The sequence below is a fragment of the Pseudomonas sp. AO-1 genome (genome assembly GCF_019775695.1).
GTDB lineage: Bacteria > Pseudomonadota > Gammaproteobacteria > Pseudomonadales > Pseudomonadaceae > Aquipseudomonas > Aquipseudomonas parakoreensis.
The window spans coordinates 5,901,678-5,918,011 of sequence record NZ_CP079947.1; the positions used below are offsets into that span (position 1 = coordinate 5,901,678).

The 16,334-nt window shown below is 63.0% G+C and carries 14 protein-coding genes; 9 read left to right on the plus strand and 5 right to left on the minus strand.

Features of this window, described 5'->3' with window-relative positions:
• Window positions 1–194: 194 nt before the first annotated feature.
• The 5 genes from cobJ to KVQ82_RS26920 all read right to left on the minus strand — a co-directional run bounded on the left by cobJ (window position 195) and on the right by KVQ82_RS26920 (window position 5,347).
• The gene (cobJ, locus tag KVQ82_RS26900) at window positions 195–1,895 is read right to left on the minus strand and encodes a precorrin-3B C(17)-methyltransferase (protein WP_222016785.1); all 1,701 of its coding nucleotides are present in this window, start codon (window positions 1,893–1,895) and stop codon (window positions 195–197) included.
• On the minus strand, window positions 1,895–2,626 hold the full coding sequence (locus KVQ82_RS26905) for a precorrin-2 C(20)-methyltransferase (protein ID WP_041068211.1): 732 nt from the start codon (window positions 2,624–2,626) through the stop codon (window positions 1,895–1,897). Before KVQ82_RS26905 ends, cobJ begins: the two co-directional genes overlap by 1 nt.
• Window positions 2,626–3,252, minus strand: a complete 627-nt coding sequence (locus KVQ82_RS26910; protein WP_222016787.1) for a precorrin-8X methylmutase — start codon at window positions 3,250–3,252, stop codon at window positions 2,626–2,628. Before KVQ82_RS26910 ends, KVQ82_RS26905 begins: the two co-directional genes overlap by 1 nt.
• Entirely contained in the window at window positions 3,245–4,543 is a 1,299-nt protein-coding gene (cobG, locus tag KVQ82_RS26915) for a precorrin-3B synthase (protein ID WP_313902826.1), read from the minus strand. The genes KVQ82_RS26910 and cobG overlap by 8 nt, the downstream gene beginning before the upstream one ends.
• Before the next feature lie 147 nt (window positions 4,544–4,690).
• Window positions 4,691–5,347, minus strand: a complete 657-nt coding sequence (locus tag KVQ82_RS26920) for a hypothetical protein (RefSeq protein ID WP_222016790.1) — start codon at window positions 5,345–5,347, stop codon at window positions 4,691–4,693.
• 229 nt (window positions 5,348–5,576) lie between these two features.
• On the opposite strand from KVQ82_RS26920, the gene cbiE reads away from it, so the two are divergent.
• From cbiE to KVQ82_RS26965, 9 genes are all read left to right on the plus strand, one after another.
• Complete coding sequence (gene cbiE / locus KVQ82_RS26925) at window positions 5,577–6,788, plus strand: precorrin-6y C5,15-methyltransferase (decarboxylating) subunit CbiE (RefSeq protein WP_222016792.1); 1,212 nt, start codon at window positions 5,577–5,579, stop codon at window positions 6,786–6,788.
• Window positions 6,781–7,878, plus strand: a complete 1,098-nt coding sequence (locus tag KVQ82_RS26930; RefSeq protein WP_222016794.1) for a cobalt-precorrin-5B (C(1))-methyltransferase — start codon at window positions 6,781–6,783, stop codon at window positions 7,876–7,878. Before cbiE ends, KVQ82_RS26930 begins: the two co-directional genes overlap by 8 nt.
• Window positions 7,875–8,603: a cobalt-precorrin-6A reductase gene (locus KVQ82_RS26935; RefSeq protein WP_222016797.1), complete on the plus strand. Its 729-nt coding sequence runs from the start codon at window positions 7,875–7,877 to the stop codon at window positions 8,601–8,603. The genes KVQ82_RS26930 and KVQ82_RS26935 overlap by 4 nt, the downstream gene beginning before the upstream one ends.
• 259 nt (window positions 8,604–8,862) lie before the next feature.
• Window positions 8,863–9,261 carry a DUF2946 domain-containing protein gene (locus KVQ82_RS26940; protein WP_222016799.1) on the plus strand — a complete coding sequence of 133 codons (399 nt, stop codon included), beginning with the start codon at window positions 8,863–8,865 and terminating at the stop codon, window positions 9,259–9,261.
• Between the two features lie 48 nt (window positions 9,262–9,309).
• The gene (locus KVQ82_RS26945; RefSeq protein WP_108181549.1) at window positions 9,310–9,786 is read left to right on the plus strand and encodes a copper chaperone PCu(A)C; all 477 of its coding nucleotides are present in this window, start codon (window positions 9,310–9,312) and stop codon (window positions 9,784–9,786) included.
• Between the two features lie 21 nt (window positions 9,787–9,807).
• On the plus strand, window positions 9,808–10,248 hold the full coding sequence (locus tag KVQ82_RS26950) for a DUF2946 domain-containing protein (RefSeq protein WP_222016801.1): 441 nt from the start codon (window positions 9,808–9,810) through the stop codon (window positions 10,246–10,248).
• Between the two features lie 85 nt (window positions 10,249–10,333).
• On the plus strand, window positions 10,334–12,454 hold the full coding sequence (locus KVQ82_RS26955; RefSeq protein WP_222016802.1) for a TonB-dependent copper receptor: 2,121 nt from the start codon (window positions 10,334–10,336) through the stop codon (window positions 12,452–12,454).
• A gap of 117 nt (window positions 12,455–12,571) precedes the next feature.
• Window positions 12,572–13,951 (plus strand): PepSY domain-containing protein, encoded by a 1,380-nt coding sequence (locus tag KVQ82_RS26960; RefSeq protein WP_222016804.1) that lies wholly within the window; start codon window positions 12,572–12,574, stop codon window positions 13,949–13,951.
• Between the two features lie 150 nt (window positions 13,952–14,101).
• Complete coding sequence (locus KVQ82_RS26965; protein ID WP_222016805.1) at window positions 14,102–16,225, plus strand: TonB-dependent siderophore receptor; 2,124 nt, start codon at window positions 14,102–14,104, stop codon at window positions 16,223–16,225.
• Window positions 16,226–16,334 lie beyond the last annotated feature (109 nt).

The following is a 16,334-nucleotide window of genomic DNA, read 5'->3' on the forward strand; positions in this document are numbered from 1 at the left end:
AACTGCGCATCGACTTTTACTGCGGCCAATCAAGATTCAGGATAAGTCCGACAAAATGTAAGTCATAAGAAAGAGCCCACGCGACAATGGAGCAAATCACACACGCCCTGCTGAAAGATATGACATCGGCAAATCCGGAAACAATCTACCCGCCATGTCCGGCACGGCGAGGGAGCATGCCCCCTCGCCTGCGCTCATGACTGCGGCTTTTCGCCGTACCAGCGCGGCGTGTAGACCCACTCGCCACCTTCGGCCTTGGGGAAGGTGCACGTGGTCGAAGAACCAATCAGCACCATGGTGCGCATGTCCACCTGATCCGGGGTCAGTTGCCCCAGTGTGGTGACCCGCAGCGACTGCCCTGGCCGACCGATGTCGCGCCCCAACACCACCGGCGTCGCCGCAGTCCGATGTTGCGCAACGATTTCCAGTGCACGGCCCAGTTGCCACGGACGCGCCCGGGAGATCGGATTGTAGAAGGCCAGGGCCAGATCGGCGGCGGCCGCCAGATCCAGACGTTTCTCGATGATCGACCACGGCTTGAGGTTGTCCGACAGCGACATCACGCAGAAATCATGACCCAGCGGCGCACCCGCTTGCGCAGCCGTGGCGAGCGAGGCGGACACTCCCGGCAGGATTTCCAGCTCGACGCTGTGCCAGGCCGGATCGGTCGACTCGTGCAATGCTTCAAGCACCGCTGCGGCCATGGCGAACACGCCGGGGTCGCCGGACGAAACGACGATCACCGAACGCCCCTCGGCCGCCAGCCGGAAGGCGTGACGGGCGCGCTGCATTTCTTCGCGATTGTCGGTGCAGTGCTGCACCTGATCAGCGCGAAACGGGCCGGCCATGCGCACATAGGTTTCATAACCGAGCACATCGGTGGCCCGTGCCAGTTCCGCCTTGACCGCTGGCACCATCAGTTCGGCAGCGCCGGGGCCGAGGCCGATCACCGCCAGGCGCCCACGCTGACGACCGATCTGCGCGACGTCCAGCGGCTGTTCGGCGCGCGCAATCGCCAAGCCGTTGGCACGGATGATCGTGGCCTGCGGCAGTGCCTGACGCGCCAACGCGTCGAGGTCGTTGTGCGCCGCGACAAAGCGCAGCGGCACACCCAGCTCGATGGCGGCTTCACGCAGCTTGGCCGCCGCCATTTCCGTGTCAGCCGCCAGCAGACAAGCCAGCGCCTGCTGCGCAACCCCGGCCTGCTGCAACGCGGCGCGCACAGCGTTCGGCAGGTCCTCCAGCTGCGCACTCACCGCCACCGCGACGCTGCGCGGATAGATCAGCAGCTCGTTGGCGTTCGCGATACGTTCGGCACTGCCGACATGAATCGAGCGCTGCGCCTGCGGGTCTTGCGGCAACTGCGCCTGATCCAGCCACGGCGCCGCACCTTCGATGCGCACGCTGTGCCCGGCCAGCAGATCGGAAACGAAACGCTTGCCCAGTTCCAGATCCGCCAGCGCATAGCCGCTGGGTGGGTTGAGCAGGCAAGTGCCGAAGCGCAATTCGCCACTGGTGGTGATCGCCGCTGCGACCTGCAATGCGCCAGCGATTTCCCGGGCCATGACATTCACCCCGCCGAGGCCACCGAGCAGCGGCACCACGGCGCTGCCATCTTCGGCAACGGCGAGCACCGCCGGTTCAGCGCCCTTCTCCAGCAGTAACGGTGCCAGGGTGCGAATGACGATGCCGGCCGCGCACAGGGCAATGATCGGCGTGTCTTGCTGGTACAGCTCACGCAGGGTTGCGCCGAATTCCTGATAGCGGCTGTCGGCGCCTTCGACGCGTCCGGCGAGGCCGTGGATCTGCGCCGTCGGATACACCTGCTGGATACGTCGCGCGGTGGCCAGCGCGCTCTGTCCGAGGATGACAATGGCCGGAGTGGACTGTGTCATCAACCTTGCCACCGTTCACCCGGTACGATGATCAGCGAGAAGTACGGCGAGGACATCGGCTCGACCTGATCCAGCGGCACGATCTTCTGATTGGCCATGGTCGCGCGTTCAACGTACAGCGCCCGCTCGGCCAGCCCGAGCTCTTCGAGTACCGCTCGGACTTTGGGAAAGTTGCGCCCCAGCTTCATGATCACCGCCGCATCGGCGTCGGCCAGACGCCGCTTCAGATCCTCGTGCGGCAGTACACCGGAGAGCACCGACAGGCTCTGGTTGCGATACACCAGCGGCGCGCCGAGTACCGAGGCGCCGCCAAGCATCGAGCACACGCCCGGCACCACTTCGGCTTCATAGCGGGTGGACAACCGGTCATGCAGATACATGTAGGAGCCGTAGAAGAACGGATCGCCTTCGCAGATCACTGCAACGTCGCGCCCGGCGTCCAGATGCGCCGCGACTTCTTCGGCGGCAGCGTCGTAGAAATCACTGATCACTTGCTCGTAGGACAGCGGCGCCGGCAGCACTTCGGTGGTCACCGGGTACACCAGCGGCAGCAGGTTCTGCGCGTCCTGCAGGTGCGCTTCGATGATGCCGAACGCATTGCCTTTTTTACCCTTGGCGACGAAGTACGCCACCACTGGCGACTCGCGCAGCAGACGCAGGGCTTTCACGGTAATCAGTTCCGGATCACCGGGGCCCACGCCGAGGCCGATCAGACGTCCTGTTGCCTGCATCATTCGACCTCCGTGGCGAGGGCATTGACTGCGGCGGCGGCCATGGCGCTGCCGCCGAGCCGGCCTTGTATGATCACGAACGGTACACCGCGACTGTCAGCCGCCAGCGCCGCTTTCGATTCGGCGGCGCCGACGAAGCCCACTGGGAAGCCGAGGATCAGCGCCGGTTTCGGTGCGCCGGCGTCGAGCATTTCCAGCAGATAGAACAGTGCGGTCGGCGCGTTGCCGATCACCACCACGCTGCCTTCGAGATGCGGTCGCCACAACTCCAGCGCCGCCGCCGAACGGGTGTTGCCCAGCTCACGGGCCAGCTCCGGCACGCTGTCGTCGCGCAGGGTGCAGATCACTGGGTTGTTCGCCGGCAAACGCGCACGGGTCACGCCTTCGGAAACCATCCGCGCATCGCACAGGATCGGCGCACCGGCCGCCAACGCATCGCGCCCGGCCTTGCCGGCGCCCTCGGAGAATTGCAGACCGTCGATGGCCTCGACCATGCCGCAGGCGTGGATCACCCGCACCGCGAGTTTTTCCAGATCGGCCGGGATGCGCGCCAGATTGGCCTCGCTGCGAATGATCGCGAAGGAGTTGCGATAGATCTCCTGACCGTCGCGGATGTAATCAAGCATCAAGGGGGCTCCGTGAGCGGGCGTCGAGCAGGATCGCGGCCGCTTCAATAGTAAGGTTGCGTGCGTGCAGCGTGCCGAAACCCGGCAGCGCTGCATCGCGAAAATAGAGGTCGTAATGACCGGGGCTGATCGCCAGCAATGTGGCGGGTGCGCGGTGGGCCGCCGCGCAAGAGCGCGGGCAGCCGGACAGGTGCACGTTCTGCGCCTGAGGCAACAGCGTCGCCAGCCATCGGGCGTCGTGTTTGGTATCGGCCAGGCCTTTGCCGCAACCGCTGGAACCGGTGCAGGCAATCAGCCTGGACAGCGGCTCACTGGCATCGGACAGCCAGTGCAATTGCGTCAGTGTTTGCAAGACTTGCGCCGCGTCGGAGGGCTTCACGTTCGGCAGCAACAGACTTTGCCACGGGGTGAAACGCAGGCTGCCATCACCGTACTCGCGGGCCAGCCGGGCGGCGCCACGCAGCATGGCCGGGTCGAGACGGCCGAGCGCCGGCACCGCGCCGACATACACCCGGTCGGCAGCGTTTTGCGGGTGAACACCGATGTGCAGAGCCTCCGCCAGCGGCGTGCGCTGTCGGGCAACGACGGCTTTGATCGCCACCCGTTCGCGCAACTGTTCGAGGAAGGCCGGCATCGGCCATTCATCAAGCAAATGGCGCATGCGCGTCTGCTCCGGCCGAGCCCGCTCAAGGAACAACTCCAGCACCGCGACCACCAGCGCATGGCCGTTTTCCAGGGTCACGGCACCGGCCGCCCGATCGGTCGGACAGCCGGCCAGACCGAAGGCCAGCAAGACTTCACCGTCACACTCAAACGCCGACAACCACAGATCATGCGGATGTTCGAGCATCGCCAACGCCTCACCGCCGTCCAGTTGCACGGCAAACTTGGCGCTCAACTCGGGAAAACGCGGATGCGTCTGCAATGTCAGCAGAATCTGTTCGGCCAGAGGCCGGGTATCGAATAGCAACCGCCGATCGATACCGGCGCTCGGGCTGAGCATCAGGTTGCGTACATCGTCACCCGCTGCGGTCTGCGGCCCGAGGCCGGCGGCCAGCAAGCTGTCGGTCAATACCGCTGACTGCTCACCGATGCCGCGAATCTGCAGATTGGCGCGGTTGGTCGCCTCGATTTCCCCACGGGCGAAACGCTCGGCGGCATTGGCCACCGCGTCGGCCTGATCGGCAGTGATCGAACCGCCATTGAGCTTGATCCGGCAGATGCCGCCGTCCAGCGCCTGGACGATACGCAGCAACCCCGGACAAGCCGAGGGGCGCAGAGCGGTGGACAGAGGGCGTTCGTTCAAGGGATGACCGGCTGGCTGGCAGCGCTGTGGTGGGCGAAAGGTCGCCATTATGCCTGCTTTGCCCGAGCGCATGAAAATGCCTGCCGGTCGGAAATTGCACCCAGGCTGCAATTCCCGCTGTCAGGCGCTGCTTCAGAGTTGGTATTCCTCAAACCTGGACGCATTCTCGCGAATGGCTTGCTCCACACTTGCCCGGTTGGCATCCATGGCCCGGCGCTTGATCAGCAGCTTTCTGGCGCGAATGTCCAGTTGTGACATCGGTTGATGAACCTGCCAGAACAGATAGTTGGTATTGAGTACCAACTTGATAAAGCGGATATGGCTGATGACCACCACCAGCTCGTCACGGGTGTTCTGACTGACCGGCAAAATGTGCGAGTTGAAGGTTTTGCCACTCAGCGCGGAAAACTGCTTCAACAATGCCGCATCTTTTTCCAGCGCTGCAAGTCCCGCTTCAACCTGGGTCAGTTGCGAACGCGCGAGCAACGGCGCAGTCAATCGCCGCCATGCCTCCTGCACACTCCCGGAAAACGCCGTCTGGACCAGCACCACTGGCTGTTCCTCAAGGCTCCAGCCAAACGACCAGAGGATGCCGGCAAAATGATCGAACCACTGCGCAGGCTGAGTACTGCTGTTATAAACGCCGTCCGCCTTGATCTGCGCGAGATAAACGCAGTGCTTCACAAAGTTGTTATCGGCCTCGGCCCGACCTTCCAGGCCGGTGAATAACATATTGTTAACGGCCACTGCGTTATTCTGACTTAAACGTGTATTGGAACTGATATCCATATCATCTCCTGCCAACTTGGCATTGATTATTTATCGATCTATTGCGCCAGACTTATTAAAAGACTGAACTGAAGCAAACTAACAAAAACAGCAGTTGAAAAAACCAATATTGCTCAACAACACATTTCCGCGCGGCTTTCAGCCCACCGCGACGACAGACCCGCGTCAGATGCCGGCCGCCGCGTTATCATGCCGCCCTTGAAGATCTACCCTGGATTAAAGGAACGGCATGACACCCTGGCTGACGGTTGTGGGAATCGGTGAAGACGGCTTCAAGGGCCTGGGCAAAAATGCCCGGCGCGCCCTGATGGGCGCCTCGCGGATCATCGGCGGCCAGCGGCAATTGGACTTGCTGCCGGTATGCATACGCGGTGAACGCGCGTTGTGGCCAAGCCCGTTTTCCCTCGCGCCGGTACTGGAGCAGCGCGGCGAAGCCGTGTGCGTGCTGGCCAGCGGTGATCCGATGTTCTATGGCGTCGGCGCCAGCCTTGCGCGGCAGGTGCCGAGTGCCGAGATGCTGATCCTGCCGGCGCCCTCTTCCTGTTCGCTGGCCGCCGCCCGACTCGGCTGGCCGTTGCAGGATGTAGTGACACTGTCGCTGGTCGCGCGACCTTTGGCGGCACTCAATGCACAGCTGTTCAGCGGCGTACGCCTGTTGCTGCTGAGCAATGACCGGCAAAGTCCGGCGGCGATCGCGGCGCTGCTGCGCGAGCGCGGATTTGGCGGCAGTCGCCTGAGTGTTCTCGAGCACCTGGGCGGCGACGCCGAGCGGCGCATTGACAGCACTGCCAATGACTGGAGCGACCCGGCGATTGCCGATCTGAATGTGATCGCCATCGAATGCCTGGCCGATGCGCAGGCACCGCGCCTGTCGCGTCTGGCCGGACTGCCCGATTCGGCATTCCAGCACGACGGGCAACTGACCAAACGCGATGTCCGCGCCATCACCCTCGCCCGCCTTGCGCCGATCCCCGGCGAATTGCTGTGGGATGTCGGCGGCGGTTGCGGCTCGATCGGCATCGAATGGATGCGCGCGCACCCCAGCTGCCGCGCCATTGCCATCGAGGCGGACGAAGGCCGACAGGCCTTGATCGAACACAACCGCGACGCGTTGGGCGTACCCGGTCTGCAATTGGTGCGGGGCCGCGCACCGCAGGCGCTCGCCGGGCTGGAGCGCCCCGACGCGATCTTCATCGGCGGCGGCGTGACCCGTGAGGGCGTGTTTGCAACCTGCTGGGATCAACTCAAACCCGGTGGTCGACTGGTGGCCAACGCCGTGACCCTGCAAAGCGAAGTCACCTTGATGAACTGGCGCGAACGCCATGGCGGCGAACTGACCCGAATCCACGTTGCCCAGGCGCAACCGCTCGGTGAGTTCGACACGTGGCGGCAGGCGCTGCCGATCACCTTGCTCGATCTGGTCAAACCCCTCGATGCGTGACGAAACCGCCGAACAACCCGCGCCGCTGCGTAGCGGCCTGACCACTGGCAGCTGCGCCACCGCCACCAGCCTTGCCGCCGCGCGCCTGCTGCTCGACGGTACCTCGGCGGACGCGGTGCAGATCGTCCTGCCCAAGGGCAAGCAGGTGCAGATGCGCCTGGAGTTTTGCCGCTTGACCGCCGACGGCGCCGAGGCCGGAACGATCAAGGACGCCGGCGACGACCCCGACGTGACCCACGGTGCGCTGCTCTATTCACACGTGCGGCTGCTGGCCGTGCCGGGGATTCGCTTCATCGCGGGCACAGGTGTCGGCACCGTGACCCGGCCGGGGCTGGTGCTCGGCGTCGGTGAGCCGGCAATCAACCCGGTGCCGCGCAAGATGATCAGCGATCACTTGAGCCTGCTCGCCGCCGAAAGCGGTTATGGCGGCGGCTTCGAGGTCACGGTCAATGTCGAGGGCGGCGAAGCGCTGGCGCTGAAAACCATGAATCCACGGCTGGGCATTCTCGGCGGGCTGTCGATTCTCGGCACCAGCGGTATCGTTCGGCCGTTTTCCTGTGCGGCGTACATTGCCTCGATCCATCAGGGCATCGACGTCGCCAAAACCAATGGTTACCTGCACATCGCTGCGTGCACCGGCAACGCCAGCGAAGACACCATGCGCCGGGTCTACGACTTGCCCGAAATCGCCTTGATCGAAATGGGCGACTTTGTCGGCGCGGTGCTCAAACATCTGCGCAAAGTGCCTGTGGATAAACTCAGCCTGTGCGGCGGCTTCGGCAAGATCAGCAAACTGGCGGCCGGGCACATGGATCTGCACTCTCGCCATTCCAGCATCGACCTGCCGCAACTGGCCGAATGGGCGGCGGCGATTGGCGCCGATCAGGCGTTGCAACAGCGTATTCGTGAAGCGAACACCAGTCAGCAGGCCCTGGCGATGGCCAGTGCGGCAGGCATTGCCCTCGGCGATGAGGTCTGCCGCCACGCGCTGAATTTCGCCCGCAGCGTGGTGCCGGCGCAGGTTCAGGTCGAGGTGTTTGCGATTGATCGCCAAGGCGGCATTGTCGGCCACGCCGGAGGTTTTGCATGAAGCGCATTCTGTTGCTGGGCGGCGTCACCGAAGCCCTGGCCATCGCTCGCACGCTGGGGCCAGAACACATTTACAGCCTGGCCGGCGTGGGCCGGGTGCCGACCGACCTGACCTGCCAGGTACGCGTCGGCGGCTACGGCGGGGCCGAAGGTCTGGAGCAGTTCATGCGCGACGAAGGCATCGACCTGCTGCTCGACGCGACCCACCCCTACGCCGCGCAAATCAGCCACAACGCCGCCCGCGCCGCGCAACTGACCGGCATCCCTTGCTGGGCCTTGCGCCGCCCCGCATGGCAGCCGCAACCGGGCGATGACTGGCGCGAAGTCAGCGACTGGGCCGAACTGACCGCAGCCCTCAAACCGTTCCGCCGCCCGCTGTTTACCCTCGGCCGCGAACCGCTGCAACACCTCGACGAAATCCCTGCCCACCAGTTCTGGACCCTGCGCGCCCTCGACGCTTATCCCGGTAACGAACGCTGCGAAGTCATCGGCGCCCGTGGGCCATTTCTGCTTGCGGAAGAACGCGCGCTCTTCGAACGCCGGCAGATTGATGTGCTGATCAGCAAGAACAGCGGCAGCACCGCGACCGAGCCGAAGCTGGAAGTGGCGCGGGAGCTTGGGGTGCCGGTGATGGTGTTGAAGCGGCCGGAGTTGGCGGGAGTTGATCGGGAGTTTCTGACGACGGCTGAAGTCTTCGCTGCCCTTGCCGCCTTCACCCGGCTTTAGCCAGGTGCAGATTTCGAATACGCCTTCGCGGGCAAGCCCGCTCCCACAGTGGTCGGCGGCAACCGCATAGTCTGTGTATGCCAGAAACCCAGTGGGAGCAGGCTTGCTCGCGAAGGCGTCGGATCTGGCGTTGCACATTTCCACCGCTACACTCATTTCCATTGATCTGCGACACCAAACCGCACGACGCCTTTTTACTTATCGGCCCTGATCAGGCTAAATAGCCCGCGCCTGATCGCCCACCCAACGGATCTGTCCCATGAACCGACACCGGCTCGCATTTGCCTGGATCGCCTGCTTTGCAGTGCTGTTCAACATGCTCGCCATGCCGATGACCGGGGCGCTGGCGCAGGCGGCCAATTCACCGGCCGAACAATTGCTGTGGAGCAGTTTCTGCACTGGCAGCGGGACGAAGATGGTGGCGATCAACATCGGCACCCCGCAGCAGAAAGCCCCATCCAATGACAGCCATTCCAGCATGCAGCATTGCTGGTGCTGCTCGGGTTCAGCGCCGCTGGTAGCGTTGCCGGGGCATGCGCCGCAGCTGTATTTTGCCCGCTTCGAAAGCAATCGCAGCGTGGCCCCGCCCTCGTTGCAAACACCGACACCGCGCCAGCAATGGCCGAGCCTTAATCCGCGCGCCTCGCCTCTGGTTTGATTTGTTCTCGCAATTGACCTGCGTATCAAATCGTTCTGGAGAACTGCCATGTTGAACAAACTCTTCGTCATCGCTGCGCTGTTGCTGCCGGCGTGCTTCGCCCATGCCCACGAATACAAGGCCGGCGAGCTGGAAATCGCTCACCCGTGGTCGCAGGAGTTGCCGCCCAACGCGCCAACCGTCGCCGCTTATTTTGTGATCAGTAATCCCGGCAAGACCGACGACCGCCTGCTCAGCGTCGACTCGCCGATCACTGACGAGGCTCAGCTGCACGAGCATGTAATGCAGGGCGACCTGATGAAAATGCAGCAAGTGCCCAACGTGGTAATCCCGGCCGGCGGCAAAGTGACGTTCGCGCCGATGGCCTATCACGTGATGCTGCTCAACCCGAAAGACCGCAGCCTGCTCAGCGACGGTAAACGCTTCCCGCTGACCCTGCATTTCGAAAAGGCCGGCAACGTTACCGTCGAAGTCGCGGTGCAGAAGAAACCACCGGAAACCAAGGCACACGATCACGCCCAGTAACCGATCCGGCTGACCACGCCCGTGCGCCCGCAACGCGCCGGGGCGTCCAGCAAGCATCGCCAGAGTCAGGCTCTGACCCGCGGTAGCTGGATCGCCCTGTTCGCCATGTTGATGATCTTCATCGGCCCGCTGATTTCTCAGTCGATGCCGATGGATCAGCACGCCTCGAGTTCCATGCCGATGAGCATGGACATGGCCATGCCGGGTATGGATCACGCCGCGCACGGCGCACAACCAGCTGCCGAACACTGTCCTCCGCAATCCTCGCACCACGCCCTGTGGGAAAAATGCGGTTATTGCAGCCTGCTGTTCAATTGCCCGGCGCTGACCGGTGGCGGCACGTTCGCCACATTCAGCATCACCCACGTCAACACCTTCGTCCCATCCTCCCCGCGTCTGGGCCATGCCCGGCAGACCTTCTTCCCTGGCGCCCGCACCCGCGCCCCGCCCGTCACAGCGTAAACACCGCACCTTTGATTGCACACGGTCGAGAAGACAGCTTCAGCCTGCCGGCCGTGTCGTTTACGACTGTTTGATGGAAATTGTCATGTCCAGGTTTTCTGCTGTTCCACGTTTGAGCACTGCTCAAGCGTCTTTCGCCTTGAACGAATCGCGGATTCGTTTCTCGCACGCTACCGCCGTCCTTTGCGGCGTCCTGCTGTCGCCGCTGGTGCTGGCCGATGACCACGCCGGGCACAACGAAGAATTGAGCCCGACGGTGATCACGGCCATCGCCCCGAGCTCGCCGCTGACCATCGTCACCAACCCCAAGGACCCGCGCCAACCGGTGCCGGCCAGCGACGGCGGCGATTACCTGAAGACCATTCCCGGCTTCGCCCTGGTGCGCAACGGCGGCACCAATGGCGACCCGGTGCTGCGCGGCATGTTCGGTTCGCGGCTGAACATTCTCACCAACGGCAGCATGCTGCTCGGCGCCTGCCCGGGGCGGATGGACGCGCCGACCTCGTACATCTCGCCGGAAACCTACGACAAGCTCACGGTGATCAAAGGCCCGCAAACCGTGCTCTGGGGGCCGGGTGCCTCGGCCGGCACGGTGCTGTTCGACCGTGAGCCGGAAAGCTTCGGCGAACTCGGCACGCGGGTGAATGCCAGCGTGCTGGCCGGCTCCAACGGGCGCTTCGACAAGGTCGTCGACGCTGCTGCCGGCGGGCCATTGGGCTACGTGCGGGTGATCGGCAACACCGCGCACTCCGACGACTACCGCGACGGCAACAACGACATCGTTGCCTCGCGCTACGACAAGTGGAACGGTGACATCGCCGTCGGCTGGACCCCGGACGCCGACACCCTGATCGAACTCACCGCCGGCAAGGGCGATGGCGAAGCGCGCTACGCCGGACGCGGCATGGACGGTTCGCAGTTCCTGCGCGAAAGCCTCGGCCTGCGCTTCGAAAAATCCAACATCACCGACGTGCTGGAGAAACTCGAAGCACAGGTCTACTACAACTACGCCGACCACGTGATGGACAACTACACCCTGCGCACACCGTCCGGCACCGGGATGATGGCCGGGCCCATGGCCTCCAACGTCGACCGTCGGACCCTCGGCGCGCGGATCAAGGCGACCTGGCGCTGGGCCGACATCCAGTTGATCACCGGTCTCGATGCGCAGACCAACGAACACCGCCAGCGCAGTGGCATGGGCATCGACACCTACAAGGATCAGCCATACACCAAAGATGCCGATTTCCATAACTACGGCGTGTTCAGCGAAATGACCTGGTACGCCGCCGACCGCGATCGGCTGATTACCGGCGCCCGGGTTGACCGTGCTTCGGCCAAGGATTACCGGCAGAGCATCGGCTCGGGGATGATGAGCCGCCCCAACCCCACCGCCGACGAGACCCGCGCCGACACCCTGCCCAGCGGTTTCGTGCGCTACGAGCATGACCTGGCCGACACACCGGCCACGCTGTACGCCGGCCTCGGTCACGCGCAGCGCTTTCCGGATTACTGGGAGCTGTTTTCACCGAAGTCCGGCCCGGCCGGTTCACTGAATGCGTTCGACTCGATCAAGCCGGAGAAGACCACCCAGTTCGATTTCGGCGTGAACTACAAGACCGCCGAACTCGAAGCCTGGGCCTCGGGCTACGTCGGTGTGGTGCGCGACTACATCCTGTTCGACTACACGCCAACGATGATGGGCATGAGTACTTCGCGCGCGGAAAACATCGACGCACGGATCATGGGTGGCGAACTCGGCGCCGCCTACAAACTCACCGATAACTGGAAAGCCGACGCGACCCTGGCGTACGCCTGGGGCAAGAACAGCAGCGATGGCAAGGCCCTGCCGCAAATGCCACCGCTGGATGCGCGTTTCGGCCTGACCTACAGCGAAGACAACTGGAGCGCCGGGGCGCTGTGGCGCGTGGTCGCGGCGCAAAACCGCATCGACCAGAACAAGGGCAACGTGGTCGGCAAGGACTACGACAAGAGCGGCGGCTTTGGCGTGTTCTCGCTCAACGGCGCCTACCGGATCAACAAAAACTGGAAGGTCAGCACCGGCGTCGACAACCTGTTCGGCAAGGCTTACGCCGAGCACCTGAACCTGGCGGGCAACGCCGGTTTCGGCTACCCGGCCAACGACCCGCAAGCGATCAACGAGCCGGGGCGCACGCTCTGGACCAAGGTCGATATGAGTTTCTGACAAGAAAAAATCAAAAGATCGCAGGCTCCTGCAGGGGAGCGCGTAGATCCTGTAGGAGCTGCCGAAGGCTGCGATCTTTTGATCTAAAAAAATGATTCGCCAAGCGGAGCAAACGTGATGCAAAAGCCCAAACCGAATTTCTACAACCTGGCCTGGCGCTGGCATTTCTATGCCGGATTATTCGTCGCGCCATTCATGGTGATGCTGGCCCTGACCGGCATCGTCTACCTGTTCAAACCGCAACTCGACTCACTGATGTACAGCAGCCTGCTCAAGGTTCCGGCCGGGCATCACACGGTGCCGGCCGATGACTTGCTGCAACGGGTCAAGAGCGCTTATCCACAGGGTCAGATCAGCCAATACCTGCCGCCGGCCAACGCCGAGCGCAGCGCTCAGTTTGTCGTCAAGAATGAGGGGCATGAACTCAACGTATTCATCGATCCGTACCACGGCGACATCCTCGGCGAGCAGGATGCGAAGAAAAATCTGCAAGCCGTCGCTCGCGCCATTCACGGCGAATTGATGATCGGCACGGTGGGTGATCGTCTGATCGAACTCGCCGCCGGTTGGGGTGTGGTGTTGGTGGTGTCCGGAGTGTTCCTGTGGTGGCCGCGCGGGCAGTCCGCCGGGATTCTGTGGCCACGGCTGAACAGTCGCGGTCGGGTGTTGTGGCGTGATCTGCACGCGGTTACCGGATTCTGGGGCGCCGCACTGTTGCTGGTGATGCTGCTCAGCGGCATGACCTGGACCGGCTTCTGGGGCAAGCAATATGCCCAGGTTTGGAACGTGTTCCCGGCCGCGATGTGGAACAATGTGCCGACCTCCGACATCGAGGCCGGCAGCCTCAACAACGCCGCGCGCCAGACCGTGCCATGGGCGATGGAAAACACGCCGATGCCGATGTCCGGCGACCACGCCGAGCACATGGCCCACGGCGGCATGCAACACGGTCCCGCAGCGCCCGCGATCACCCTGCAAGACGTGCAGAACATCGCCATTGAGCGCAAGGTCGAACCCGGCTACAGCATCACCCTGCCGACCACCGCGACCGGGGTATTCACCATTGCCGTGTTCGCCGACGACCCGCGTAACGATGCGACCCTGCATGTCGATCAGTACACCGGCAAGGTCCTCGCCGATGTCCGTTTCGAGCAGTACGGCGCGGTGGCGCGGGCCACGGAAATCGGTGTGATGCTGCATGAGGGCAAGATGTTCGGCACCTTCAACCATATCGTCGTGCTGCTGATCTGCCTGATGATTCTGCTCAGCGCCGTCAGCGGTGTGGTGATCTGGTGGAAGCGCCGTCCGCAGGGCAAGTTCGGCGTGCCGCCGCTGCGCCATGACCTGCCGAAATGGAAAACCGGCGTGGCGATCATGCTCGCTCTGGCCGTGATCTTTCCGCTGGTGGGCGCTTCGCTGGTGCTGGTCTGGCTGCTGGATCGCCTGCTGTTGTCGCGTCTGGGCCGCCAAGCTGAATCTGCCTCAACTTCAACGTGAAGCAGGCGAGATGCGCGTTTCAGACAGATCTTTAAACTGCCGGGGTTTAAACTCCGGCAGATTTTAGTGTTACTGTATAACGCAAATGTGCCGCTCTGCCCGCCACCCAAAGTGGCGGGTTTTCTTTTGAAGAAGTGATTCACCGCCCCGATGAACAAGTACCTCTTGTCCAGCCTCTGCCTGTTCGCCCTGAACAACGCCAACGCCGACAGCCAGCCGTTGACGCTGCCCGCGGGCACCATCACCGCGCCTGCGCTTGACGAAGAAAATGTCAGCCCGACCACGCCGGCCACCGCTGGTTCGCGCCTGAACCTGACGGCCATGGAAACCCCGGCCAGCGTCGAAAGCCTCAGCGGCGAACAGGTGCGCGCCCGTGGTGACCGCAGCGTGCAGGACGCCGTGTCGCGCAGCACCGGCATCAGCCGCACCGGCACCCCGGGCGATGGCGGCACTTCGTTGCAGGCGCGCGGTTTTACCGGGCAGAGTTCAGTGATGCAGTTGTATGACGGCAACCGCATGTACACCGGCATGGGCACCGTGACCTTTCCGGTCGACACCTGGTCGGTGCAGCGCGTCGACGTGCTGCGCGGCCCGGCCTCGGTGCTGTACGGCGAAGGCGCGACCGGTGCGGTGATCAACGTGATTGCGAAGAAACCGTTCGAGGGCGACATCGAAAACCACTTGCGCCTCGGCTACGGCTCCTACGACCGTCAGCAGCAGGCATTCGACAGCGGCGGTTCGCTGAGCGACACCCTGAGCTATCGGCTCAATCTCAATTGCCTGCGCAGCAACGGCTGGATTGATCGCGGTGATTCATCAAGCGATTTCATCAGCGCCGCGCTGCGCTGGCAGGCCACCGAAGACCTGGCCTTCACCCTCGCCCACGATTACGGCGATCAGCGCCCGCAGAACGACTTCGGCACGCCGTTGATCAACGGCCAATTGAAAGACAGCCTGCGCAACAAGAACTACAACGTGCGCGACGACCAGCAGCACTACAACGATCAGTGGACGCGCCTGACCACCGATTGGCAGATCAACGACACGGTCAGCGCCAGCAACGAGCTGTACTACCTCAAGGCCCAGCGCCGCTGGCAGAACGCCGAGAACTACAACTTCGACACCGCCACGCAACAGCTCAGCCGCAGCGGCTACTTCGGCATCGGCCACCAACAGGAACAGGTCGGTGACCGCCAGACCTTCACCTTCAAACACTCGCTGTTCGGCCTCGACAGCCAGACCGTGACTGGCGTCGATTACAACCGCATCCGTTTCCAGCTCAACAGCAACTCGCCGTTCAACGATGTGCTGCCGAACGGTCAGGCGCTGGATCTGTATCACCCGCAACCGGGCTATTTCGAAAGCGCCAACCCGTACCGCGACCAGTTCGACAGCACCACCAGACAGATGTCAGTGTTTGCGGAAAACCGCACGCAACTCAGCGAGCGCTGGTCGCTGGTGACCGGCGTGCGCCGTGACTATGTACAGGTGGATCGCAACAACCTGGTCGACGACAGCCAGAGCGACAAGACCCTGACCGGCAATAACTGGAAGGCTGGACTGGTGTTTGCCCTGACGCCCGAGACTTCGTTTTACGCTCAGGTCGCGACCAGCACCGACGGCATTGGCGGCCTGATATCCCTGAGCCCGAGTCAGCAGCAATACGACCTGTCCACGGCACGCCAGACCGAGGTCGGCATGAAGCAGTTGTTCTGGGATCAACGCGGCGAGTTCACCCTGGCGGCCTATCGCATCGTCAAAAAGAAGCTGCTGACCGACGATCCGGGCAACCCGACGCTCAAGCAGCAAGTCGGTCAGCAATCGTCCAACGGTCTTGAAGCCAGCCTCGACCTGCAACTGCCGCACGCCTGGCAACTGCAGGCCAACGCCGCCATCGTCAAGGCCAAGTACGATGACTTCTCCGAAGTGATCAACGGACAGACGCTGTCGTACAACGGCAATCGTCCGGTGGATGTACCGCGTCGAACTGCCAATCTGTGGCTCAATAAAAACCTCAGCGATGATCTGAAGGCTGGCGCCGGCGTGCGTTATGTCGACGCGCGCTACGCCGACATGGCCAACCGCAACGAGCTGCCCAGTTACACCGTGGTCGATGCGATGCTGTCGTGGCAAGCCTTGCGCAACACCACGCTGGGCCTGCAGCTGAACAATCTGTTTGACCGCCGGTACGCACAAAGCCAATACAATGACGGCCAGCAATGGATCCTCGGCGAGCCGAGAGCGTTCTTCGTCACGGCGGATTACACCTTTTAAAAGCTCAAACATTCCTGTGGTGAGGGGATATATCCCCGATCGGCGGCGAAGCCGTCGCAATCCGATGAATACAGTCTTCTGACAAATCGTGATTACAGGTTTTGGGACC